The organism is Pseudoalteromonas sp. McH1-42, assembly GCF_022347845.1.
GTDB classification, from domain to species: Bacteria; Pseudomonadota; Gammaproteobacteria; order Enterobacterales; family Alteromonadaceae; genus Pseudoalteromonas; species Pseudoalteromonas rubra_D.
Window position 1 is genome coordinate 407,251 of sequence record NZ_JAKRFU010000001.1, and the last position, 24,239, is coordinate 431,489.

Annotated in this window: 21 protein-coding genes; 10 read left to right on the forward strand and 11 right to left on the reverse strand. The window is 45.9% G+C overall.

What is annotated here, in order from left to right:
* The first annotated feature begins 82 nt into the window (after window positions 1-82).
* On the forward strand, window positions 83-2,146 hold the full coding sequence (locus MHN31_RS01470; protein WP_239443257.1) for a S9 family peptidase: 2,064 nt from the start codon (window positions 83-85) through the stop codon (window positions 2,144-2,146).
* A 290-nt stretch (window positions 2,147-2,436) separates the two neighbouring features.
* Window positions 2,437-3,123 (forward strand): LipL32 family surface lipoprotein, encoded by a 687-nt coding sequence (locus tag MHN31_RS01475; protein WP_049866543.1) that lies wholly within the window; start codon window positions 2,437-2,439, stop codon window positions 3,121-3,123.
* Window positions 3,124-3,226: 103 nt separating this feature from the next.
* Here MHN31_RS01475 and MHN31_RS01480 read toward each other — a convergent pair whose 3' ends face one another.
* From MHN31_RS01480 to MHN31_RS01500, 5 genes are all read right to left on the reverse strand, one after another.
* Entirely contained in the window at window positions 3,227-3,484 is a 258-nt protein-coding gene (locus tag MHN31_RS01480; RefSeq protein WP_125557407.1) for a hypothetical protein, read from the reverse strand.
* Entirely contained in the window at window positions 3,481-4,449 is a 969-nt protein-coding gene (locus tag MHN31_RS01485; RefSeq protein ID WP_239443258.1) for a sterol desaturase family protein, read from the reverse strand. Before MHN31_RS01485 ends, MHN31_RS01480 begins: the two co-directional genes overlap by 4 nt.
* A gap of 115 nt (window positions 4,450-4,564) precedes the next feature.
* On the reverse strand, window positions 4,565-5,773 hold the full coding sequence (locus tag MHN31_RS01490; RefSeq protein WP_239443259.1) for a Bcr/CflA family efflux MFS transporter: 1,209 nt from the start codon (window positions 5,771-5,773) through the stop codon (window positions 4,565-4,567).
* An 89-nt stretch (window positions 5,774-5,862) separates the two neighbouring features.
* Window positions 5,863-7,074: a cytosine permease gene (codB, locus tag MHN31_RS01495; protein WP_125557894.1), complete on the reverse strand. Its 1,212-nt coding sequence runs from the start codon at window positions 7,072-7,074 to the stop codon at window positions 5,863-5,865.
* Between the two features lie 85 nt (window positions 7,075-7,159).
* A complete protein-coding gene (locus MHN31_RS01500; RefSeq protein ID WP_239443260.1) occupies window positions 7,160-7,618 on the reverse strand; it encodes a DUF4920 domain-containing protein in 459 nt (152 codons plus the stop codon).
* 226 nt (window positions 7,619-7,844) lie between these two features.
* Between MHN31_RS01500 and MHN31_RS01505 the strand changes: the two genes are divergently transcribed.
* Complete coding sequence (locus tag MHN31_RS01505) at window positions 7,845-8,363, forward strand: hypothetical protein (RefSeq protein WP_138539698.1); 519 nt, start codon at window positions 7,845-7,847, stop codon at window positions 8,361-8,363.
* 298 nt (window positions 8,364-8,661) lie between these two features.
* Here MHN31_RS01505 and MHN31_RS01510 read toward each other — a convergent pair whose 3' ends face one another.
* Both MHN31_RS01510 and MHN31_RS01515 read right to left on the reverse strand, forming a co-directional pair.
* Window positions 8,662-10,632, reverse strand: a complete 1,971-nt coding sequence (locus tag MHN31_RS01510; RefSeq protein ID WP_239443261.1) for a hypothetical protein — start codon at window positions 10,630-10,632, stop codon at window positions 8,662-8,664.
* A 134-nt stretch (window positions 10,633-10,766) separates the two neighbouring features.
* Complete coding sequence (locus MHN31_RS01515) at window positions 10,767-11,228, reverse strand: flavodoxin family protein (RefSeq protein WP_239443262.1); 462 nt, start codon at window positions 11,226-11,228, stop codon at window positions 10,767-10,769.
* Window positions 11,229-11,296: 68 nt separating this feature from the next.
* Between MHN31_RS01515 and soxR the strand changes: the two genes are divergently transcribed.
* The 4 genes from soxR (at window position 11,297) to MHN31_RS01535 (ending at window position 15,676) form a co-directional block, all read left to right on the forward strand.
* Entirely contained in the window at window positions 11,297-11,824 is a 528-nt protein-coding gene (gene soxR / locus MHN31_RS01520; protein ID WP_010380658.1) for a redox-sensitive transcriptional activator SoxR, read from the forward strand.
* Window positions 11,821-13,608: a DUF885 domain-containing protein gene (locus MHN31_RS01525; RefSeq protein WP_239443263.1), complete on the forward strand. Its 1,788-nt coding sequence runs from the start codon at window positions 11,821-11,823 to the stop codon at window positions 13,606-13,608. Before soxR ends, MHN31_RS01525 begins: the two co-directional genes overlap by 4 nt.
* 172 nt (window positions 13,609-13,780) lie before the next feature.
* Complete coding sequence (locus MHN31_RS01530; protein WP_239443264.1) at window positions 13,781-14,755, forward strand: hypothetical protein; 975 nt, start codon at window positions 13,781-13,783, stop codon at window positions 14,753-14,755.
* Between the two features lie 459 nt (window positions 14,756-15,214).
* Window positions 15,215-15,676, forward strand: a complete 462-nt coding sequence (locus MHN31_RS01535; protein ID WP_194868599.1) for a GyrI-like domain-containing protein — start codon at window positions 15,215-15,217, stop codon at window positions 15,674-15,676.
* Here MHN31_RS01535 and MHN31_RS01540 read toward each other — a convergent pair.
* Window positions 15,673-17,166: a DUF3612 domain-containing protein gene (locus tag MHN31_RS01540; RefSeq protein WP_239443265.1), complete on the reverse strand. Its 1,494-nt coding sequence runs from the start codon at window positions 17,164-17,166 to the stop codon at window positions 15,673-15,675. The genes MHN31_RS01535 and MHN31_RS01540 overlap by 4 nt on opposite strands.
* A 308-nt stretch (window positions 17,167-17,474) precedes the next feature.
* Between MHN31_RS01540 and MHN31_RS01545 the strand changes: the two genes are divergently transcribed.
* The 3 genes from MHN31_RS01545 (at window position 17,475) to MHN31_RS01555 (ending at window position 20,578) form a co-directional block, all read left to right on the forward strand.
* Window positions 17,475-17,966, forward strand: a complete 492-nt coding sequence (locus MHN31_RS01545; RefSeq protein WP_239443266.1) for a malate synthase — start codon at window positions 17,475-17,477, stop codon at window positions 17,964-17,966.
* Between the two features lie 222 nt (window positions 17,967-18,188).
* Window positions 18,189-18,407 (forward strand): hypothetical protein, encoded by a 219-nt coding sequence (locus tag MHN31_RS01550; protein ID WP_239443267.1) that lies wholly within the window; start codon window positions 18,189-18,191, stop codon window positions 18,405-18,407.
* Window positions 18,404-20,578, forward strand: coding sequence for a cation:dicarboxylase symporter family transporter (locus MHN31_RS01555; RefSeq protein ID WP_239443268.1), 2,175 nt, complete (start codon window positions 18,404-18,406; stop codon window positions 20,576-20,578). Before MHN31_RS01550 ends, MHN31_RS01555 begins: the two co-directional genes overlap by 4 nt.
* Window positions 20,579-20,808: 230 nt before the next feature.
* Here the strand turns inward: MHN31_RS01555 and MHN31_RS01560 are convergent, their stop codons facing one another.
* From MHN31_RS01560 to MHN31_RS01570, 3 genes are all read right to left on the reverse strand, one after another.
* Window positions 20,809-21,189: a DUF1294 domain-containing protein gene (locus MHN31_RS01560; protein ID WP_239443269.1), complete on the reverse strand. Its 381-nt coding sequence runs from the start codon at window positions 21,187-21,189 to the stop codon at window positions 20,809-20,811.
* A gap of 78 nt (window positions 21,190-21,267) precedes the next feature.
* Complete coding sequence (locus MHN31_RS01565) at window positions 21,268-23,448, reverse strand: exonuclease domain-containing protein (RefSeq protein ID WP_239443270.1); 2,181 nt, start codon at window positions 23,446-23,448, stop codon at window positions 21,268-21,270.
* A gap of 75 nt (window positions 23,449-23,523) precedes the next feature.
* A complete protein-coding gene (locus MHN31_RS01570) occupies window positions 23,524-24,216 on the reverse strand; it encodes a hypothetical protein (protein ID WP_239443271.1) in 693 nt (230 codons plus the stop codon).
* Between the last annotated feature and the right edge of the window lie 23 nt (window positions 24,217-24,239).

Consider the following 24,239-nt stretch of genomic DNA (forward strand, 5'->3'; position numbering starts at 1 on the left):
TCGGCGCTAAAGTAAAATATTACTCACTAGCACTACACTTCGCGGTCTAGTTTATAAGAAAGCGTAATCCCAGAGAACATTTATGAAACTAATTAAAACCTCGCTCGCGCTTGCCATTGGTCTTGCCAGTGCCAGCACCTTTGCCTCATCGGCAAATGACACAATCACAGTTGAAGATATTCCTACAATTCAACGCGTTATCCAAACAGCCGTTAGCCCTGATGGAGAGTCTGTTGCATTTCGTCGCTCAGTCCCTCGTGAACTGTATGTAGACAGCAACGGTAAAAACTACAGCGAGCTGTATGTTGTTGATGACGAAGGTAATGAAGTACCTTTCATCACAGGTAAAATCAACGTAGGTAAAATTGAATGGTCAGCAGATGGCAAATTCATTTACTTTACGGCCAAGAAAAAGGCAGACAAATTTACCTCTCTGTACCGCATTGCGGTAGATGGTGGTGAAGCACAAAAAGTGCTGTCTCTGAAAGGCACCTCTATCAGCAAGTATCGCCTGAGCCCCAACGGTAAGCAGGTCGCTATTCTGGCTATGCCTGCCAAAGATGCAAGCGAAAAAGAGCTTAAAAAGCTTGGTTTTATGGCTGAAGTGTATGAGCTTGGCCTGAAAAACAAGCAGCTACATTTGGTCGACCTGGCACAGACAAACAAACCTCTGACTCCTGCCGTGGTCCCTGTTGAAGGTTACGTGAGTGACATCAACTGGTCTGATGATGCCAGTAAATTATTGGTGAAAACACAGCCAACTGCATTGATCGACGACCAATACATGAAGTCTCAGTGGCACGTAATGGACGTAGCGACGCAGAAGATCACCACTTCGTTCAAAACCGAAGGTAAACTGGGTGAAGCTGAATTCTCACATGACGGTAAGTACATTGCCATTTTAGGCGCGGAAGACAAGCACGATCCAGCCAAAGGCCGCCTGTTCCTGGCCAATGCGAAAACCGGCAAAGTAGAAGAATGGATCCCGAACTTTATGGGCCATTTCAAAGATTTTGAATGGTCAAACCGCAAAAATGTTCTGAACTTTATTGCCGATGTCGGCGCAGAAACCTTCATTGCGCAAGTGAAAGTTGGATCAAGCAAGTACAAAAAGCTGGTTAAAGAAGGCAAGTTTATCGCTCAAAGCCTGTCAGTATCAGACTCAGACAAAACCATCGGCGTACGTGCAGAAAGCCCAAAACACCCAAGTGAAGTGTTTATGGTTCGCTCTAAAAAGCCAACCCGTTTAACCAACTCAAACCCCTGGTTAGACAACAAGCGTCTGGCAAAGCAAGAAGCAATTAACTTTAAAGCCCGCGACGGTGTGGAAATTGGCGGTGTGCTTATCTACCCACTGGATTACCAGGAAGGCAAACGTTACCCTCTAATCATGGCGGTGCACGGTGGTCCGGAAAGCCATGACAGAAACGGCTGGCTGACCAGCTATTCAGATCCGGGTCAAATGGGTGCAGCACGCGGCTACGCGGTCTTCTACCCTAACTACCGCGGCTCAACAGGTAAAGGCGTTGACTACTCTAAACTGGGTCAGGGCGACTATGCTGGTAAAGAGTTTGACGATCTGGTCGACATGAAAGATCACCTGGTTGAAATGGGTCTGGTCGACAGCAAACGTGTTGGTATCACCGGTGGCTCTTACGGTGGTTACGCTTCTGCCTGGGGCGCAACTAAACTCACCGAGCACTTTGCAGCCAGTGTGATGTTTGTGGGTGTAACCAACCAGCTGTCTAAGTTTGGTACGACCGACATCTCAAACGAAATGTTCCTGGTTCACGCCCGCTCTTACCCATGGCAGAAATGGCAGTGGTACCTTGAACGCAGCCCGATTTACTGGGCTGGCCAGTCGAAAACCCCACTGTTGATCATGCATGGTAAAGACGATCCACGCGTCCACCCGGCTCAGTCTATGGAGCTATACCGCTACATGAAGGTACAAGACAAAGACGTACGCCTGGTTTACTACCCGGGCGAAGGCCATGGTAACCGCAAGGTCGCCGCTCAGTATGACTACAGCCTGCGCTTAATGCGCTGGATGGACAACTACCTGATCCACGGTAACAAAGACATGCCGGCGTATGAGATTGACCATGCCGCTAAATTAAAAGCAGTTAAAGAGCAAAACAAGTAACCGTCCGTTTTTGCAATTTAAAAAGACAAAAGGCTTGCCAGATTGGCAAGCCTTTCTAACAAAATCAACCCCATTAAAGGCCCTAAATTTTAGTTACCATCGCAATGACAATTAAGAGCGGCCATCTTAATCAACCATCTATCACGACACCTTACTTCCCTATCTGGCACAATTGATCGAGCGCAAAATTACACTGACTTCATGATAAATGTGTAAAAAATTGTTTTACTTTCTGCAGTACATGCCTATAATTCGAACGAAATTAAAAATGGTGACATGGAGTCAACAAAATGAAAATGAAGTTATCCGGAAAGATCCTCCCTCTAATTGCGCTAACCACTCTTGCAGGCTGTATGAGCACTGGTCCACATTTAAAGAGCTCTGTCTCTGAGGGTGTAGCTGGTATAGAAGCGCGTCTGCCTTACGCCAATTACAGTAACTACTTCGGTTACGTTGATAAGTCGGTTGTACCGGAAGGCAAGTACAAAGGTAAAGATACCTACTACCTGTACGTCTGGGTCCCTGCGGCAGTCGATGAAATTGGTGTTTCTATGATTTCACCTGCGGTTGCTACACCAGGTGACAACGACTTTGTTCACGCAAACTTTAAACCAGGTATGGCGAAGGATGCCAATAAGTTCTTCGACACTTATATCGTACTGGATCGCATGAACATCATAGATAGCAACAGCATCTCTGATGGTGGTAAAGTGTTACAAAACCTGGGCCGTAATGACGACAGCAGTGAGCTACCAGCTAACCCAAGTGGCGCAAGCTACAATTCTTTGCTGCGTAAAACAACCTCTATGAATAACCCAACTGAAGCACTGGTCCGTGGTGTCTATCGTATCGGATTTACCTCGTTCCGCTCTTCTGTTGAAGGCTCGTTTGAAGCAACAATCGGTACTAATGTTCCGGGCGTAAAGATTGCCGCTTCTCTGTCCGAGCTGGATGCACTGGTAAACAAAAAGCTGTAATCCAGATACATCCATCCCTAGCCAATTAAATTATGCCAGCCGCTGTTTCGTTTTGTCAGGGCTGGCATTTTAACTTATCACTCGTACTACTTTATCTTTATTCTCAGGCCTGACATTTACTCAGACCGAACCAGCTGTCGACATGACGTAAAACTGCCGAGCAGCCCCCCTGTTTAACCAGTGAACTTCCCGCAGCACGGTTACCATTTGCACGAGAGCGGCCTGAACTGAAGTTTTCGACTCCATAATTTTCAACCACATTTTGCTTACTCACAAAACTGTCTGCACTGCGTTCAATTTTACCACTTAACATCAACCCGAACGCTGCGACAACGGCTGTGCCTAGCACTATTTTTTTCATCTTTCCTCCTGTTTGTTCATGTTATTACCAAAGAAAAAGGCGTGAGTACTCTGTTGCGTTCGGTTGTGTTGTGACAATCCAAACAACACCGGCTCTGCACTGTCTGGCAGGTATAAGGTACCAAACATCCAATCCCAGATGGCCAGATTACTGCCATAGTTTTTGTTGCGATGCGCCGGCTTACAACTATGGTGTACCTGATGCATAGCCGGACTCACGATAAGATAGCTAAGCCAGCGTGGAAATCGCAAAAAGATATGTGAATGGACTAACGTACCGCCAAGCAGTAACACGCTAAATGCGAATAAATTGGTGCCCAGAATCAACATTTCTGATGCATCTTGCCCCAACGAATAACTGCATAACCCTGCCACCAGCATGCTGGCAAAATAGGTGACTGGCAGGCGGAATATCGCTTCGAGAGGGTGAGCCCGGAAATTGGTAAAGGGCGTAAGATTGGTCGCACTATGATGGCGGCTGTGAATACGCCATAAATATGGATACTGGTGCAAAATTCTGTGATACCAGTAGTTGAAGAAGTCGAATACCACAAAGGCAATGACGGTGGTCATGATCACCGAGGTTTGTGGTGACACGCTTATTTCACTGGGACCGACAAGTGACTCCAGCCATGCAGATACAAACAGACTGTCGTTTATCGCTCCCCCGCTCAGGTACCTGTCAATCAGCAGCGCAGCACTGGCCAGACAAAAAGAATTGACGATCAAAGAAACATAATCAATGCGACTGGATTGACTCCACCAGATCCGGGTGGAAAGAAAGGCCCCCTTCAGAGTTTTCCAGTTAACACGTCTGTTTTGTTTGCGCTTTTTGTAATACAAGAACACAATCGCAATCAATAAATTGGTTGCGACAAACACACTCTCGTTAGAAAGAATTTCGGCTACAGGGTAGACAAGTAGTAATTCAATAGCCCGAATAAATTCAAATATCAGCTCCGCCATGTATTGCATTATTATTGTTTTTTTAGCAAAAACATGAGGAAAACGTTACACAAAAAGCATTGACTTGTCCACAATAATCATTTTCAGGTAAGCTAAGTCTTAGCTTTGTCTAACTTTAGTTATCTAACTCCGGACAGCCCTTGTATTGGCGAAAACGCCCGTATTGCACCATTGCTGTCAACAAAATAGCCGCAAACATTATTCCGGCAAAAGGCAATGTGTTATCTGCATGCAGAAGCGCAAGCAAGAGTCCAACCAAGGCTCCACTGCCAAAACGTAAAGTACCGATAACCGCCGTTGCTGTTCCGCTGTTTTTTTCAAATTCCAGTAAAATCAGGGCATCTGCATTTGCTGCAATGATCCCCAGACTCATCATCAGCGGCGCTATACTAAACACCATATAATACAAGGATAAGTCAAACAGACTGAATACTAGTAACGCAGTGGCACTTGCAACACCAAGGCCTAATCCGAGATAGAGCATCTTTCTGGAACCTAACTTAGGCACCAGGCGGGTATTTGCAAAGCTCCCCAACATCAGGGCAACCACATTAAAGGCAAAGAGCACACCAAACAGCTGCTCTGAGACATCAAAATAATCAAGATAGATAAAAGGTGCAGAAGTCAGAAAGCAAAAAAAGCCAAACGAGACCAGCATTGAGCTGGCAATATCTGGTAGTGCCGCCCGATTAGAAAGCACCGTGGCATAACTGTCAAAAAATAAATGGATCCCACGTTTATCACTTTTATAGATGGGTACTTCCACCAGATAGAGATAGGCCAGAACCATAACCACAAGCGCGTAACTTGCCAGGGTCAGAAAAATCCATTGCCAACTGGCCAGGCCCAGAATAGCCGACCCAACACTGGGCGCAACCAAAGGCGCCAGCATCATGATCATAGAAACATAAGACATACCTTTGGCTGTATTAGCCTGATAAATATGACGAATAATACCAGGGACCACAACCGTCGCAGCAGCACCGGTAAAAGCTTGAGTCGCTCTGAGCCCCCAAAGATGCAAAATATCACTGCTGAACGCCAACAAAAATGAACTCAGCGCAAAGCCACCCAGTCCAAATAAGGCTAGCTTACGCCTTCCAAGCTGATCGGCCAAGGGACCATATACCAGCATGCCAAGCGCATAACCTGCAAGATAGATACTCAGCGAGAGCTGCACTTGCGGCATGCTTGTACCCAAACTGTTTGCAATTACCAGCATTGCTGGTAGATACATATCGATTGCCAGCGGCGTAATTGCCACAATACTGGCAAGCAGAGGGAGTAGAATTCGGGTGTTGAAAACGCGTGCAGAATCGTCCATGAATTTCCAAATACAAAGTTAGGAGGCGTGGATTGTATCAGTTTACGTATCAATCTGCACCTCGCCTCCCGCTGTACTCAGCGCATTAACTACTTCTCCCAGCGAGAAAAAATGCCATAACTCACGGCAGCTCCTAACACTGCGTTTAACGGAACAATCCCAGGCAAAAAATGACCTGCCAGCACACCCAAAGCGACCGCAGCAATGGCGCTCCAACGCACACTTTGCCATTGCATGTGCTCAAACGCGTGATAGCGCTTCCTGTTAAGAACATAATCTGCGATCAACACCCCCCCAACTGGGGGGATCGCGGCAGACAGAAAAGTCAGCCAGCCAACGAAGTGGTTGTATAACCACAATGCGCTAAGCGTACCAATAATACCGTTAAGCACTGCCAGATTACGACTTGACCAGCCTGTAATATTGGCGAATCCGAGTCCAGATGCATACAGTGCATTATCATTGGTGGTCCAGATATTCAGGCCCAGCACGACAATTGCGGGCAACAACAGGCCTTGTAACATCAATACCTGTGCGATATCAGACTCTCCGGTTGCCGCGCTACCCGCCGCACCAAAAATAAACATCAGACTGTTTCCAAGGAAAAACGCAATCAGCGTAATTAATACGGCACTCGCAGGCTTACGGGCAAAGCGAACAAAATCAGCGGTTAAGGTGCCCGCGGAGATAAACGACCCAACCACCAGTGCAATTGCTGCGCTGATGGGCAGTGGCGTTGTCGGTACAAGCGATTGCAATTGACTGATCCCACCAACATCTTGCACCGCCAGCCATACAGAGTACCCCCCGAGTAACGCAATAGCCGGCACAGCAATCACAGACAACGCCATCAACGCTGAGATACCAAAATACACTGTCGTTGTCATGGCAAGACCCGCCACTATGATCAGCACATTGGTATCTATGCCAGTTGCTTTGTGAACAGGAATAGCAAACATAGCTACCCCAACGCCAAACCAGCCAACCTGAGTACCACCCAAAAGCAAAGAAGGTAGCCATGACCCTTTGATACCGAATGAAAATCGCGCCAGTAAATGTGTAGACAGACCGGTCGAGGCCCCGATGTAACCAAGCGCGGCTGTATATAAACCGAGTAACAAGTTACCAATGAAAACCGCGAGAAAAAAATCGTTAAATGAGAGCCCCGTCCCCAGGGTTCCCCCTGTCCACATACTGGCGGAGAAAAACGTCAGCCCCAGCATTAATAGGGATAATGCTATGCCACCTTTTCTGGCGGATTCCGGAACGGGCTTGAGTCCATAATTACTGTCTTCAGTCACATTGTGGCCTTTTTGGTATAACAAACTATTCCCTTAATTACAGCACACAACAGTGGAAAAATTATGGAGTAAATCAAGCGCCTGATCAGAGAATTGTCACTGCACTGGGTTTCAACCGGTATACCGTGATTGGTTTTTTCAAAGCTTTAGAATCAAAGACTTCGCTGTTTTCTTCTGCTTTATGAGCCAGATAGCGACGCGACTTTTCTAACGTCAACTCAAACACCTCAAACCGGCCTGTTGCCAGCGCAGTTTTACCAATCGCCGCCATCGGAAACACCATCTCACCATCACGCACTTTCACCGTGATCTGCTCCCCCTTTTCGACCTTGAGTGTCATCCAGCAACCGCGCTTTTTACACACCTTTGTCACAACCCCTTTCACCGTGACATCAGTTTGATGATATTGCTGCGCCTGAGCTAATAAACGTGTGGCATCAATAATGTTAGTTTTGTCAGCACCACCGCCAAACTCTATCGGCTGCGCCAAACTGGGCATCACACACAGCAAAGCAAACAAGCTCAGCCAGAATTTAATTAACATACACTCCTCCAGGTTAGAGATTTTTTGTAATTCGCTGTTCAGATAATTCAATCATAACAAGCTCTTACTAAAAAAAAGCAAAAAACCCTTTAATATACACAAATTAATTACACATGAAAACACCCCAGATGCAACCCATTTACAATCCATTACATACCGTCTTGCATCTTAAAAAAGATGTAATTACCTTGAATGGGTAAACCACACTAACAAAAAGGAAAATAATATGAATAAGATGATTAAATCTTCTCTAGCACTCTCGGTTTTGGCAATGCTGAGTACAACGGCCCAGGCTTCAGCTGAGCAATGGCAAGGGTATTACAAAGGTCAGTGTGAAGTGATCTCACCGGCTCGCGGCACGCTTTATCAATTTCCAATGTCACTTGAGGTTGGCGCATCCGTCGATAACAAGGCAGACTGGATTGTGACCTACGGAGAAGGCGCACGCAAAAACGTTCGCAACTACAGCTTGCTGACACTCAACGAAAACCTGGGCCATTATGCAATTGATGAAAACAATGGCGTAGTCATTGACCAGTACCTGCTGAACAATGAGTTTTTAAGCCTGTTTGAAGTCGGCAGCACTAAGTTGCAAGTATCCTATAAGCTGGATAGCAACGGGACGATTGACGTTAACATGAATACATTTAGCTTTGATCCAATCCGTGAGTCAAAAGTTGGGCCTATTGTAGTTTCCAATTATCAGGGCAATACCCAGCAAAGATGTAAGCTGTTTAAGTGGTAATCACACCAGGCAGTCGGCCTGTTTATACCAATTTACTTAATTAAGTGATCTATTTTGAGGCGAGAAAACAGGGTCGAAGACACCGCTCTCGCGTCCTGCTATCGCTGAGGCACCTACGTCCATGCAGGCGAGGCAAAAATTTTGCTATTTAGTTGTTCTAAATGAGAAATTTTTAACGCTGTTAGCGTCCTATTTGCTACTTCAAATAGACCAAGTATTAAGTGAAATTGGTATTGAACCAGGCCAACACATAAAAAGATAAAGCGGGCCCTCACCCGCTTTATCACAGTTAGCCTGATTAACCACCGCCTCCACCAGTAACGGTACCTTCAACCGTCACCATAATATCTACCTCATCTTTTAGGATACGATATTGAATACTGGTGATGGTGCTACCATCTGCTGATAAGAACAAGTTAATTAACGGTTCGTTATTATCCGCACCGTAACTGACCTGTATACGCTTCTCTTCCTCAAGATTAGTGCGATCATAAATAATCACAATATCACTTTGGGCAAAACTGATACCTGTGTCAAAGTCGATAGACCCATCTGAGCCAATCACCACAGTGCCGCGTGAATGACCTTCACCTACAACTCTATACTCCCCGGCTCTTGCGGTGACTAATTCAAGGTTAGCAATTTCGTCGCCCCCATCAATAGTGAACGAACCAAGAAACATATTTTCCATGGTAAACAGATTGATTTCATTCAGCCCCGTTTCAGTCACCGACACTTTGTAGATAAACCCGTCATCTTTATAAACGTATTCGCTGCCTTCCATCATGACATCATCAAGCGACATTTCGTCACCATTACCGGCTTCTGGATCTGTATCTATAAACATCATGCCTGAACTGGAGAATGTGAACCGTACTTTTTGCCCATCGGCATAGCTGCTGCCGCTTTCCGAAAGCATAAACACCATATCAAACACCTTACCTTTGAGCACTTCAGGCAACATGACATCATCATCCATATCATCGTCGTCATCGTCTTTTCCGGTCAGCGTCCAGGTGTAAGTAAGGTCTGATGTCACAGTGACTCCCTGAGTGGTAACAGAGTAACGCACAGAAACGACAATCTCAGTATCCGAGCTACTCACCAGCTCAAACGCCAGGTCGTTCACCTCTAGCTCAGCTAATGAGTCTTCAATCTGTTTTCTAATGGTTTCGAGATCGTTGGGATCAGGCGCAGGTACGTTGCGAATTTTAATCTCTTTGATTCCGGTCGTAACACCCGCCACAGTCGTAGAGCCAGTAATAATTAAAGTATTACCTTCTCCGTCATTGCCGTTGTTATCATCATTGTCGTCGTCGTCATCAGAATCTCCGCCGGAACCAGATGATAACCCACCGGGAACAAAATCCAATTCGAGAGACCCAAGATCCAAACTGGCAAAAATGTCACTCAACCCTTCCAGAGTTTTTTTGATGTTATCCAGGGAAAACGTCGCACTCAGGTCGTCGGTTAAACCCACTTGCTGTGCATACGCCTGAATTGCACTGGTGTACTCACTGATAAAATTACTGGCATTATACAAAGGAGATTCAAAAGCCTGATCGCCTACCTTGCCATCTATGGTGAGATCTAAAAAGTCAGCACGCAATGCATCAATAATTGCCAGCGCTGGTGAACTCGCAGAGCTGCCCAATTGTGCCAGTGCAGCCAAAGAGACCGCATATATACCGGCCTGATCACTACTCGCCGTGACCCCGCTGGCGGCATCAATTAGTTGAGGAGGCATTGTAATATCTGTCAGTGCCGGGGCCAATGCCACACGAACCTGTTCATTTACAAGATTAATGGCCTCAGCGCTGGTCGCGCCGGTATTCAATATAGCAGTTGCGGCGATTTCGGTGAGTGCTGTCACCCCTACCTCAGACTGGAAAGAGCTTAGTACGGCGCGAAGCGTCGTATCGGCGCCAAGGGTCAGAAAAACCCCTTTGGCTTCATCGAAGTACTCAGCATCGCCTCCACCCAATACCTCAACGATAAACGGCTCGGTAATGGCAGAAGCCAATGTAATGGTAGCAACACCTGTCTCTCCGGTATTGCCCGTAGCCCCTTCAATGGGCGTGTTAGTGGCGAGTAAAATGAGCCTGACATTTGCATTTTTGGTTAATCCCAATGCCGGGCTCACTTTGATTTCAGTGGTTTGTGCAGTTTGATCTGGCGTGTTGTTATTGTCGTCATCATCTCCCAGGCAGGAGGCAAGTATGAAAACAGACAATATGACAAGCCAGTTGCGCAGCTTGTATATCTTCATGGTAGTTCCTGGTTTAGACGGTTACTGATATTTACTCTGGCACAGCAAGAGTCGACCCCATCACCATGCCACAGCAACAACAGTTTAGTTTAGTGAAATAATTAACGCCTATTTTTTAACCAAAAAATCTTATTTTATTTGCCCCCCTCATAAGGGTACTGATGGTGAATTCGGTCACGGCAGGTCATCCCGAGATACTCACAGGTTTTCTGGATCATCTCAGTGAAACACACAGGCGCGGTGTCATTAATCGAGTTGGATAATATGGAGAACTCTTTGGTACGCAACTTTCTCAGCTCAGGCCGCAGTGTTTCATCATCCATAAAATCGGTTATGCGATCGAAAAATGCCTTCATTCTCGGTGTAATGGCATACCAATATACAGGGGATGCAAAAACAATATGATCATAGCTCAGCAATGTGCGAAACAATGAACTAAAGTCATCGTCTTTATTGGTGTGATTATAGCAATAATCGTGTATTTCATAATCATCCAGGTACAAAGCATCGGCCTGTAATTGTTGCGCCAGTGCTCGCACCGACTGTGCAGTATTGCCCTGCTTGTTTGAGCTTGAATAAAGAATAATGGACGTCATCGCGGTTCTCCTTTGTGTTATTTGCTGCTAGTCTAAAACCTCAACTAAGATTGAGGTAAAGCACTCAAATGAGCGTAATCGATACACCGGAACGAGATGAGCCCAGACTCAGCGTTGGGCAAGTCGCTAAGCGTGCAGATGTTGCCGTCTCTGCACTTCATTTTTACGAAAACAAAGGGCTGATCCGCAGCTGGCGTAATAACGGCAATCAAAGGCGTTACAAAAAAGATGTTTTGCGACGTATCGCCATTATTAAAGCTGGCCAGAAAATGGGCATCACACTGGCTGAAATCAAACAAACCTTAATGTCTCTACCACACAGCGACACACCTAGTAAAGATGACTGGACCAGAATGTCCAGCATTTGGCGCACCCAACTAGATGAAAAGATTGCTTATATGCAGCGAGTTCGCAGCATGATTGACGGCTGTATTGGCTGTGGTTGCTTATCAATGAGCCGCTGTCCAATATATAACCCGGACGATATGGTAGCCCAGGCGGGCAACGGGGCAGTACTCATAGACAGCCCTGAGCAGGCAAAAAATGCGAAATCTTGTTATGATATGGAAAATCACAATAAAGGAACAAGCGAATGAAAAAAACGGCGCTCAGCCTTTCTCTGGCAGCCATTTTTGCACTGGCTGGTTGTGCTCAGACAACGACTCAAACAGATGCCAAGCAAGCCAGTTCAGTAACCAGTCAACAAACCAATGAAACCGCTTTCAAAACATTCTCAGAGCAGTTTATTGAACAATTCTGGCAACAGTATCCCGAACAATCCATGTACTATGGCTATGGCAAATATGATGATGTCATCACCATCCCGGATGCTGCGAGCCGCGCAGCCAGCCTGGCCTTTATAGATGCGCAGCTGGCAAAACTACACGGTTTTGACGTAACAAAGCTCAGTGCCAGCCTGAAAATTGACTATCACCTGATAGAAAACAGACTCAAAAGTACCCGCTGGGAAATCGAAAAGTTCAAAAGCTGGCAATGGAACCCCAGTCGCTACAATGTCTCGTACGGCTTCGCGACCATTCTGAACAGCCGCTTTAAGTCTGAAGATGAGAAACTTCGTCTGGTCTTTAATCGACTCAATTATGTACCTGGGTACTATCGCGCTGCACAAGCAAATATCAAGGATCCGACGTTGGAATATACCCAGCTCGGTATCCAGCAAAATAATGGGGCATTTAGTGTTTTAACAGACGACTTATTGACCCGGGTCGATGCGCTGAGCACCTTTAGCGAAACAGAAAAAGCAGAATTCAAACAACGCTTTGCGAATGCCAAAACAGCCATCCATGGCTACATCGATTTTCTGACTGCGGTTGAGAAAAAGATGCAATCAACTGGCAAAGCCCGAAGCTTCCGGATCGGTGAGGAACTCTACGAAGAGAAATTTGCGTTTGATATTCAGTCGGGTTATACCGCCAAGCAAATGTACCAAAAGGCACTTGCAGACAAAGCCCGCGTAACAGCACAAATGATCAAGTTAACCGAGCAACTTTGGCCCAAGTATTTTCCGAATACAACACGCCCCGAAAATGATGCCGAAGCCATAGCTACGCTAATCAAACACCTGTCTCAGCGCCATGTCGAGAAGTCTCAGTTTGTTAACGAAATCAAACGCCAGATCCCTGAACTGGAACGCTTTGTGATGGAAAAAGACTTACTGACATTAGATCCTGAAAAACCGCTGGTTGTGCGCCAGACACCGGATTATATGCGCGGCTTTGCGCTGGCGTCGATTTCTGCACCGGGACCTTACGAGAAAAAAGAGAACACCTACTATAACGTGGAGCCTCTGGATGGACTGACGGATGAGCAGGCTGGCTCTATGCTACGTGAGTACAATCACTGGATTTTACAAATTCTGAATATTCATGAAGCAGTTCCAGGTCACTACACCCAGCTGGTTTACTCCAATACTTCTCCATCACTGGTGAAAAGCATCTTTGGCAATGGTGCCATGGTTGAAGGCTGGGCTGTGTATACAGAACGCATGATGCTGGAAGAAGGGTACGGTGATTTCGAGCCAGAAATGTGGCTCATGTACTACAAATGGAACCTGCGTGTTATCTGTAATACTATCCTGGACTATGGCATTCAGGTTAACGGGATCAGCAAAGAGGCAGGTCTGGATCTGCTTATGAACGGTGCGTTCCAGGAACGAGCCGAAGCCGAGGGAAAATGGCGCCGGGCAACGCTCAGTCAGGTTCAGCTTACCAGTTATTACAGCGGATTCCGCGAAATTTACGACCTGCGCGATGAGCAAAAGAAACAATTAGGTAAGGACTTTAATCTCAAAGCTTTCCATGAAGAATTTCTCAGTTACGGCAGTGCGCCTGTTAAGTTCATCCGCCAACTGATGAACTAAGCCCTGATGCCGGGTCAAAAGGCCCGGCATAGATTATTGATTTAATGAATAAGATTTCCTAACTATTAGTTACCAATGTCTCTTTGCCAAATAAATTAGTCAAAACAATTGACCAACCACATCGCCGGCGCTACATTTTATTTTCATTAAAACAACATGTAAGGCCACAGGAATGACCCCTATAAATACACTTACCCGAGCTATGATCCCGTTATTTCTCAGCGCGTGCACCATTACGGCACATCCAATCAACGCGGAAAATACCCCAGAACTGGCACTCAGTGGCACCCATCACACCGTCACCGTAAAGTGTGAACACGATCCGCTGGCACTCAGCCGTATGTTCGATTACCTTCACGCCCTGTCATTTGACATGACAGTCGAATTTTCGGGTCAGTGCATGGGGCCAATTCTCATCGAACGTGATGGGATCACACTAACAGGTCTGGATCAGCAGACAGCGTCGGTCAAGCTCAGCGACAGCGATGAACAGCAAAGCGCAATACGCATCAAATCAGCGGTATCCACACTCAGTAATTTTGCTATCGACACACCTGAAAACGCGCTGTCATTGCACGTTGACGCCAATGCAACCGTCACAATAGATGGCCTTAAAACACCGCATATTTTTGACCCCAAAGCCCCTTTTTACCCCTTCCTGGCAGATGAAAACAGCACGCTTTATGTGAAAAACCACAAAGGGTTACAGTTGAAGGTATCCGGAAGTTCAGCGGCAAACCTCATGGAGGGCAATCGTCAGGTAGCATTGAACGTCACCGATACCTCCATGGCCCGCTCAACCAGCAGTAATCAATTTGATGATGTCGAAGTGTCAGGTAACGGCTATTTTCTGGGTGACAACCAATCCAGTATTACCCTTCTTAAAATCTGGAGCAAAGGCGTGGCTGAAGTGAACAACCAAAGCTCGGTTAAAGAAATCATGATGGGTGGTCAAACTTTGTTCGCCGCATATAGACAATCGAACATCACAGGACCCTACAGACTGTGGGGTAATGTGGTGTTCGAGCTGGAGCACTCTTCAGCGACCGGGTGGCAGCCCGTTGACAAGCCGAACTCTATCATCTCGGGTCACAATGCAACGGTGAACGGCGTTTTTTATCCGGACTGGGATTGGCGTGGTCAATAGTATTGAGTGACAAAATCATCACTATGGGGACCCTTGCGGTCCCTGGTCAAATTATCATTATGGATATTTTATTTCCCAGTGGCTTGCCTAAAACCCACACTATGTTACTATTCGACCGCCTTATTAATAGTCTAAGTGACTATTAAATATACATATAATACTAATCTATCTTAATGTGCGACCAATATGAGGGATTAAATCTGCTGGTCACTGTGTAAAAGCGTCTCAGTTTTAACTTGTCATACAAGCCTGGATTCGCCACTTTTTTACCCGGTTATCACAACGAGCACCTTTGTCAAAATTGGTTATCTCATTATGTGGATTGGTTTAAATTGCACTCTCCGCCTCTCTTGGGAAAGGCTAATAGTCATGCTAAATGGGTGACTGTATCAGAAGACAGGGACAGATATTCGGAGTAAAGCAATTTTCGCGACATACGACGAGTAACCAGGGAATCTAATGGAAGTTAAAACGTTCAATTCACGCCAAATAGTGGGGATCAGCACCCGCACCAATAATCATCACGAGCAGACCGAAGGAGAAGGTCAAATAGCCCAGCTTTGGCAAACATTTAGTCAAAAATATACCCCTTTATTACAAGAAGGCAGCACACTCTATGGCATCTATTCAGGCTATGAGTCAGATCATCATGGAGACTTCGACGCTATGGTTGCCTGCGATGCATCTGTATTGATGGCACATGCAGATACAGATAAAACACTGCAAATCCAGCAACTAGATGGCGGACGATACCTGAGTTTTGCGGCCCAGGGCGACATGCCGCAAACAGTCATTCGCCTGTGGGAGCTTGTCTGGCGCTACTTTGAGCAAAGTGACTGCCCATATCAACGCGCCTACCACCAAGATATAGAAATCTATCACCAAAGTGATGAAGTAGAGATTGCTATCTCTATCCGCTAGTCATAGCAACCAGGTTGTCGGGGGCAAGCTTTACCGCGTGTACAAATCACACGTACATCATTCGCTATTCCCCGCTCTATCCAGTTGATATTTAATATTTTAGCTACACTTTGTAATTGTTTTTTCAAATGCCAGGGTACAACACTCGCACCACCCTGCTTAATACACAGTGCCTGTAACTCTTGTACCACTTCATTCGCATCCAGCCCCTGTGCTGCGATCGCCGGATTTAAGTCTATTCCGGCGCAAAGCACATGTGGATTATCCGCCACATCATTTACCTTGATAGACTCACAGCAATAAAGCCGGGGTTGATTGTTTACATTGAGCACCGACAGTTGCGCGCTGGCTTGCATAGCTTGCTCCTGAAATTTACGAAACACAGCCCAGTGTTGACATGGATCTGCGACGCTACGCATATTTCCCCAGGGCAAAGGGATACCATTGCCGCGATATACCGCTTTCAGTTTGCCAGGTAAATAGGCATCAAAATAATGCCAATGTGGGTAAGGCGAAGCAACGGTCATCCTGCGCATTGCTACCGAGGGAGAGATCCCCAGCGCCTGATGTATGTGCGTCTCATAACCATAAGAATCTAACAACTGTCGATAAGCTACTTTTGGACACAGCAACGCACCGGCAAAAAAGCTGGACTCAAAATCATGCCATGCAGAGAGGATATCTTGCGCATTTGGCGCAGACTCGTCCGCATTGGTCCCGCCACCGACTCCCCCAGAGCCAAGTACACATTGTAGCCCGTCCCTGTTGTGCAACACCGCATGCCCTAGGTGCACGGCCAAATCGTATTTAAGTCTGGGCTGATTTTGCAGCAACATACGATTGACATGCACCTCATTCGGCGGCGCAAAATATGAGGTAATGACACGCTGAAACAAGTGTCCACTTTCATCGATAACCTCTCCTGGCGCTTCATCAAACCAGTGCACCACGAGCCCTTGTGCTTTGAGCATGCTCAGCAGGGTTTCTGCATTCAGATAGAGATCTTTGCCGCCGACTTCTTCTGCGGCACGTTCAAGGTCCGGAAAATGATTCTGGTGGTGTTCCTGATGAGCCCGGATCAACAGATGAGCAAATTGACGTCCACTGATCCCTGTCTGAGACAACATTTCTGGAATAGCTATTTGCAAGATTTCATTGTCGAATAAAAAGTTAGGCTCTAATGCCATGCCACTGATCCCACCATGGCGACCTTTTTGTGGAGTAATTTCATTTACTTCCGGCTCATTGTCCAAAAACCACTCTACCGGTTTCTGAAACACTTCAGCCAGATTCTCAAGCATATCACTGCTGGGCGTGCGTTTACCTCGCTCGATCATGGACAGATAGGATACCGATGGCGCTGATTGTGGATCAAAGCGGACACATCGGGCAGATAAATCCTCCAGGGTTAAATGATTTCGCTTGCGTAAATTACGAATTTTGGTGCCCAGAAAGTGTGACTTTCTCATGAGTTCTGAATTTTTTTTCACCGCTTCATTCCTGTTTACGTCTGTAAAGTGTCTGAACGCTATACCTCACTACTATGCCACAGCGTATGGTCAGACCAGTTTTTGTAAAATTTACACTGTAAAATTCTTTTTGTGAAATTTATCGATTTTTTTTCATACACTGAATTTGTCAACAGAAGCTTCTGCGCCCCACCGGGACTAAGCAGGTAATTAATAATAGTAGCGATATTTTGCCTTGTGACGACAACAGGTGATTTGACCGGCAATTAAGCCGTCACCGCACACAGGCAAGCTTATATCGGGTAACATTGGTAACTGGGAATACACACATGAAAGCACAAATTCAGCAAACAGAATTAGAAAACATCAGCACAGAATGTCAAAAGCTGACCGTTGCAAAACAGTATCTGGATCAGCATTGTCCTTTAGAATTCGGCTCTCATAAAGAAGTAAGCTCTTACGTCGTTTACTACAACCATTTAATGGTGTTCTTTGCCGATGGCCAACATTGTGGTCTCAAAAACTCTAAGCAATTCGTTGCTTTATGCGGTCATCGTGAATCTCCCAGTGCACTGTTGCTGAAAAAATCAGACGGCATGCATATAGAGCTGAGTTTTGACACTGGCTGTGAGCCTCGCCACCATGACCGTGCTCATCTGAATGATGTTCAGTACGAAACCCCCCTCAGTGCCGTAACCGGAGAAGGTGAAGCAGGCAGCCGTATGTGGATGAGCTTTGTTTCCGGCGTGCAATATGCCTTAGTCACACAGCAAGACCGTAAATGCTATCGCGCCAAAAATGGCGAGGATTATCAGCTGTAATCCAATGAAGTTACATTTTCTGCGAGAGCAGATGTAAGAAAGTGCTCGTAATCATGCGAGCACACAGCCGAAGCCTTTGTTTATCGAAGTTTGGACTTATACAACATGCTTTTTTAGCCCTCTCCTCAAAGACGAGGTCACAGAGGTCCAGCCTAAAGCATTGTGCTCCTCAGCCAGTTATACCAATTTCACTTAATACCTGGTCTATTTGAAGGAGCAAATATGACGCTAACAGCGTTAAAAATTTCTCATTTAGAACAACTAAATAGCAAAATTTTTGCCTGGTTATCGACTATATTTTCTCGCCTCAAAATAGAACACTTAATTAAGCAAATTGGTATTACAATTGCAAAATCCCCAGATGTCAGTGAAGCATTCAGATTAATTTCAGCTAACCTCAATATAATCTCGCTCTTTTTATTGCGCACATGGGGATTATGAAACTCATTATCGATTGGTTAAGGAGCATTAACTGGATGCTCTGGGCATTGTTATTAGGTATTGTGTGTGGCCTTATTTTTGGTGAACGGGTGGCATTTTTAAAGCCACTCGGCGAAGGGTTTGTCAAACTCATGCAGATCACCATTTTCCCTTACATCGTCGTCAGCCTGGTGGTCGGCCTGGGCAAATTTAACCCGGATCAGGTTAAGTCTATTTTAATTAAGGCGACCACAGTCATGATCAGCCTTTGGCTGGTTGGTCTGGCTGCTATCTGGGCGTTTTCGCTTACCTTACCCAGCCATGATGCGGGCACTTTTTTCTCTCCTGCATTGGTCGCCAGTGCCCCCGACGTTGACTTTGTCAGCCAGTACATTCCTGCTAACCCTTTTGCTTCTATGGCTGAAGGCAATGTGCCAGCACTGGTCATATTCTGTATTGCACTGGGGCTGTCATTAATTTCCAACGGGAAAAAGAACAACCTACTGGATGTGTTAGAAGTTGTTGGGCAAGGGCTGTCCTTAATCTCAAAGAAAATCATCAAACTCTTTCCTATCGGGATCTTTGCGATGACCGCCAGCACTGCCGGCACAATCAGCATGGAAGAGTTAAACAACTTGCAAATTTATCTGGTCCTGGTCACTTGTCTGGGTGTTTATCTGATGTTTGCCTTGCTGCCTATGCTAGTCGCGGCGCTAACCCCGGTAAAGTATCGCGACCTCATTATGGTGATGCGCAATGCCTGGATCACCGCATTCAGTACGGGCAATGTATTTATTGTCCTTCCGGTGATCACTGAAGGGATAAAAGCGCACTTGGCAAAAATAAAGCGCAGTGATGAAGAGTCAGATCACATTGCAGAGGTGCTGGTGCCCATTGCCTATACTTTTCCGAGTCTCGGCAAGCTCACAACCTTGATGTTTGTTACCTTTGCAGCCTGGCTTACCGGCAGCCCGGTTACCCTGGAACAGATCCCCAACGTTACGCTGTCTGCCATGCTGAGCTATTTTGCAAACGTACATATCGCCATTCCTTACCTGCTGGACAGCCTGAAAATTCCGGCAGACAGTTATCAGCTCTATCTGTCGATGTCAGTGCTGACGGCTAAAATAGTGTCGCCAACAACTGTGATTTACATCTTTTCGTTTGTGCTACTGAGCATATTTTATACTAAGCGTCAGCTACATTTAAAGCGGATACGCTCCCTGTATTACCTAACTTTGCTCAGCGCCCTGCTACCCGCTTTTATGCTGCTGAGCTTCACAGCCAATAACCATCTGGCCCGTGATACGCAGGCAGCGGATGAGATCATTGCCAATATGGTGGTCTCTGATCGGGTTCCCGCGGAAGTACTTAATCATGTGCCTAAAGCCTATCAAAGCGGCGAACTGTCTTTGACGAACATAGAGGTGATCAAAAAACGGAATTTACTGAGAGTAGGTTACCTGGTCGATAACGTTCCATTCAGTTACTTCAATCAAAAAGGTGAACTAGTCGGATTTGATATCAGTCTGGCACACAAACTGGCGGCAGATCTGAATGTCAAAGTTGAGTTTATTCCCTTTAAAAAAGCCCAGCTTGCAGAATATCTGAACAAAGGATTCTTTGACATTGCTATGTCAGGGCTGGAAATCAACGTGGCGGATCTCAGCCAGATCAGATTTAGTGATCCTGTCCTGGAACTGCAGTTGGCCCTAATTGCCAAAGACCACCGGCTTAAACAGCTGGCAACCCGAGAGCAGGTAATAAATTACAATGGACTGCGTCTTGCACACGTTGAGTACACCCCATTAATGCAGGATTTAGCAAGAAAATATCCGCATATTCAGGTATCTGCGCTATCTAACCACCAGGCCTTCTTCGAGTCTGACGAACAGTTCGATGCCATGGTGATCAGCGCAGAGGCGGGATTTGCCTGGAGCATGTTCTACCCCGAATTTGGTGTGGTCGTGCCTAAAGGGGCTCAGCTGAAATACCCGGTGGGCTTTGCTGTTGCGAAACGCAACCTGGATATCCTGAGTTATGTTGATGCCTGGCTGACCATACAGAAAAGCCAGGGACAAATAGATAAAAGCTATGACTACTGGATCCTCGGAAAAGGAACCCAAAACAAACAGCATCGCTGGTCTTTAATGGACGAGCTGGACTACGACTTTGACTTAAAACTCAATTAATACCAATTTCACTTAATACCTGTTCTATTTGAAGGAGCAAATATGACGCTAACGGCGTTAAAAATTTCTCATTTAGAACAACTAAATAGCAAAATTTTTGCCTGGTTATCGACTATATTTTCTCGCCTCAAAATAGCACACTTAATTAAGCAAATTGCTATAATCAACTAGTGACAGGCCTTTCCCTGTCACTCTCCTGACCCCAGACAGATTCAATTCAGCGCTTGTCTTTACATCAAATAGCTGATCAGCACACACACAAAAACAATCACCTGAAGCAGATGTAGAATCAGTAACTTTAGTAAAAATGGAAGCTTGATGGTTTTATGCCTTAAAACCGACATGATCTGCAAAGTCGCCATGTGTAATGCGCTGGCAGACACGATTAAAAGCACACGTTCCGAAATGCGCTCTGTGCCTTTTTTAGACAACGCTTTGTCTCTTCCATACACTGCAAATGCGATGGCACTGGAGAGCAACAGATACACAGGGATAGACCAGGCTGGTAAGGACAGCGCAATCAAACTGGGCGTAATGGCGAATACAATCAGTATTGCAGACAACCCCCAGGACACCTGCAATAAAGAATACACAAAATACTTTTTATACATGCTAGCGACAGCTCACTCAGAACATGGCGAGAAATGTACACGAAACATCTTAAACAAGCATCCCCTCCACGCCTTTAGTTATGAAGACTGCTGTTGCTGAGCAAGCCGTTGAGCGTTAATCATAATAAATAACTCTGCCGTTGCCTGCGCGTCGGCCATGGCTCTGTGATGTTGAGTCAGCGAAATCCCCAGTTCAGCACAGACTTTGTTTAATGCGTATGATTTCAATCCCGGCAACCACTTCCTGGCCTGCTGAACAGTGCACAACTTAGGCTTTTGAAAGGATTGTTCAAGACGGGCAAATTCCGCTTTAATAAAGCCCATATCAAAATTCACATTGTGCGCCACAAATATCGCATCCTGCATAAAGTCATCTACCTGCTTAGCAAGGTCAGAAAAATAGGGCGCATTTGCGACCATCTCGTTACTAATACCCGTTAATTCAGTGATGTATTTAGGGATCCGACGTGTTGGATTAACCAGACTCTGCCATTGATCAACGACCTGACCATCAACGACCTTCACCATCGCAATTTCGGTAATACGGTCAAACTCTTTCTTACCTCCAGTGGTTTCAACGTCGATCACGACATAAGCCTGTTGTGGTGCTATCTGCCAGCAAACTTGCTGAATATCCACCTTAAACCCGGACTCCATGAGCCGCCTTATTGTCACCAGCTGATTGCGCCTGAGACTATCTCCAGGTGCTTTGATCTCAACAAATGAGACATCATCGCCATTAATACAGATCAGATCCGGATAACCATCCCTGAGCATTTTAAAATCTTTACACATTGCGAGCAGATGTGTTTTGAGTGCAGTGACAGGAATAATCTGGGCCACCATCAACACGAGGTCCAGTGTTGAGCGATGCCAAAAGACCAACCTGTTCGGCTTGCCAAAGTGCGCAGTGGCCTGACGCAGCAGCCAATCGAATAAACTCTGGTTATCCAAGATTGTGCCTAGGATCTGCTCAATCTCCTCGCTATGTACCTCATAAAACTGATTATATTTCAAACTTCGCGGCGTTAAATCAAATTCATTACTTGCCGCACTGGCTGTAGATTCATAAAGCACAGGCCAGAAGGCTAAAACAAATAGCATGCGCCAGAATTGGTTTTCACCGTGGTAAGCTCTGCTGCCCTGGCGGTGATACCAGGCAATTGCCCCTTGTTCAGGATACCCGACATAGGCCTCATCGAGTGCGATAGGTGGGCCACTTTGGCGCAGCATATCTGTCAGTACAGAGGTACGCTTGGTGGTAAACTTCAGCGCCGAGAAATCTTCGGCAAATAACAGCAACTCTTCATTTTGAGGACAGGACAGCACCGCTTCCAGCTGAGTCCGGCAAGCATCATGTTCCCCTGCGGCATATAAGGCACGAATATACTTTTCTTGAGACTTTGGATGGTTACTAAGCGCAAGCATGGCCATTGCGAGCTCAGGTTTATCTGGCTCCAGCTGACAAGCCAGCTTGTGTGTCAGATCATCTCGCCTGGCATGAGCCATTAGCCCCTCAGCAGCTGGCACCTGCGCTTGGCAGATCTGCTCAGCCAACAGCGCCTTACCCTCTATGTCTAAATTATTCAGGCCTTTACATTGGCTTAGATAAAAATAAGCGCTTTGCGCCTCTGCCAGTTCAGAGAAATGTGCGTTGCCCGTCGAGATGCCTTCACGTGTTTGCATAACACCCAGATCACGTAATGAAAACTGTTGTAAAGTGCCTCCGAGCTTGCCAAAAAACAGAAACAACCAGTATTCAAAATCCACTTTGATTGGTGCACACATGTGCGCTTCAAACACCGATGTACCAGTCAGATCAAAACTTGAACTCAGTGTCTGGACGAACTCTATCCATAGCGCTTTTTTTGCAGATTTAGTCGGAGCAGCACCCATTATATTTCCTGATGATGCCAGCTCGGCGACAATGCTCTGCAACTGCTCTTTCGTCAGCTCATTCAGCAGTACACTGGTATCGCCCGTTTGCGCTGTACTAATCAACCCCTTGTTCTGCAAGTCTCTCAGTGCTGCATCCGTATCCTTAATTTCTGCGTAGTTCAGCTGAGCTCTGGTGACAAATACCCGCTTACGATTAATAATACGCAGCAGCAAACACAGGCAATTCTCATCAAGAACGCGCAGCTCTGAGAACAGCGCCAGCTGTGATGGTGTTAACAAATGAACACTGGTTTTTGTGATAAATTCCTGCAATTCATAGAAGTGGGTAAGATAATACTTTTCTGGTAACGCTTTTAACATAAACTCTCGACTCTAAATGGCCTCGGCGCAATTCCATTTAGGTACTGAGGAAAGTGGCGCTTCAAAGCTAAATTATTAAAAGAGTTCGTTAAAAACGTCCTCAAATTGTTCTCCATTATTCAATCTTTCTAAGCCACTGTACATAGCCTTTGGGTTCATCGGTTTAACAGCCATTAACGATGCCTGGTAGTACTCAACCTGAGTGTTTGGAAAATCACTGAGATAAAACACCGATTTTATATCGGTGAGTTCATCATGTTTCAGGTCGATGTTTTGTGCTAAAAACGGAGCACGATAATCTACCAGGATCCCTGTCCCTTCAATAAACCAGGCAGGTAACTGAGTGAGCTCAACAAACAGGTTTGTTCTGTGTCTGACTTCTGCATGGACAAGCTCATGGGCGACAACATCTGCATTGAGCCCTTTTGGACCCAGAAAAATACACTCTCTAAAAAAGCCAGTACTTTGCATGCCAGTCGGGTTAAACCCAAATTTTGCATATTTGGTTTCTGCGGTCGCGATAATTCTTGGGTCAGAAGTAGGTGCACCATAAACATGGGACACTCTTTCTACAGCAGTCTGAATAGCATGAGCCAGGTTCACTTGTTGCTGGCTATCGATGCTTTGATCAATATACAAATTGGGTGATACTTCGTTGAAATAGGTACTGCCTATGAGTTCACAAGCAATTGCCTCTTTCTTAAAAAATCCACAGGCGGCAACAAAAAATGAGATCAAAACAACAGCAGCTAACTTAAGTATCTTCATTAATTTTCCAACACATGATTACA

Coding starts and splice junctions, on each gene's coding strand:
- MHN31_RS01470 (WP_239443257.1), top strand. CDS start 83: ATGAAACTAATTAAAACCTCGCTCGCGCTTGCCATTGGTCTTGCCAGT.
- MHN31_RS01475 (WP_049866543.1), top strand. CDS start 2,437: ATGAAAATGAAGTTATCCGGAAAGATCCTCCCTCTAATTGCGCTAACC.
- MHN31_RS01480 (WP_125557407.1), bottom strand. CDS start 3,484: ATGAAAAAAATAGTGCTAGGCACAGCCGTTGTCGCAGCGTTCGGGTTG.
- MHN31_RS01485 (WP_239443258.1), bottom strand. CDS start 4,449: ATGGCGGAGCTGATATTTGAATTTATTCGGGCTATTGAATTACTACTT.
- MHN31_RS01490 (WP_239443259.1), bottom strand. CDS start 5,773: ATGGACGATTCTGCACGCGTTTTCAACACCCGAATTCTACTCCCTCTG.
- MHN31_RS01500 (WP_239443260.1), bottom strand. CDS start 7,618: ATGTTAATTAAATTCTGGCTGAGCTTGTTTGCTTTGCTGTGTGTGATG.
- MHN31_RS01505 (WP_138539698.1), top strand. CDS start 7,845: ATGAATAAGATGATTAAATCTTCTCTAGCACTCTCGGTTTTGGCAATG.
- MHN31_RS01510 (WP_239443261.1), bottom strand. CDS start 10,632: ATGAAGATATACAAGCTGCGCAACTGGCTTGTCATATTGTCTGTTTTC.
- MHN31_RS01515 (WP_239443262.1), bottom strand. CDS start 11,228: ATGACGTCCATTATTCTTTATTCAAGCTCAAACAAGCAGGGCAATACT.
- soxR (WP_010380658.1), top strand. CDS start 11,297: ATGAGCGTAATCGATACACCGGAACGAGATGAGCCCAGACTCAGCGTT.
- MHN31_RS01525 (WP_239443263.1), top strand. CDS start 11,821: ATGAAAAAAACGGCGCTCAGCCTTTCTCTGGCAGCCATTTTTGCACTG.
- MHN31_RS01530 (WP_239443264.1), top strand. CDS start 13,781: ATGACCCCTATAAATACACTTACCCGAGCTATGATCCCGTTATTTCTC.
- MHN31_RS01535 (WP_194868599.1), top strand. CDS start 15,215: ATGGAAGTTAAAACGTTCAATTCACGCCAAATAGTGGGGATCAGCACC.
- MHN31_RS01545 (WP_239443266.1), top strand. CDS start 17,475: ATGAAAGCACAAATTCAGCAAACAGAATTAGAAAACATCAGCACAGAA.
- MHN31_RS01550 (WP_239443267.1), top strand. CDS start 18,189: ATGACGCTAACAGCGTTAAAAATTTCTCATTTAGAACAACTAAATAGC.
- MHN31_RS01555 (WP_239443268.1), top strand. CDS start 18,404: ATGAAACTCATTATCGATTGGTTAAGGAGCATTAACTGGATGCTCTGG.
- MHN31_RS01560 (WP_239443269.1), bottom strand. CDS start 21,189: ATGTATAAAAAGTATTTTGTGTATTCTTTATTGCAGGTGTCCTGGGGG.
- MHN31_RS01565 (WP_239443270.1), bottom strand. CDS start 23,448: ATGTTAAAAGCGTTACCAGAAAAGTATTATCTTACCCACTTCTATGAA.
- MHN31_RS01570 (WP_239443271.1), bottom strand. CDS start 24,216: ATGAAGATACTTAAGTTAGCTGCTGTTGTTTTGATCTCATTTTTTGTT.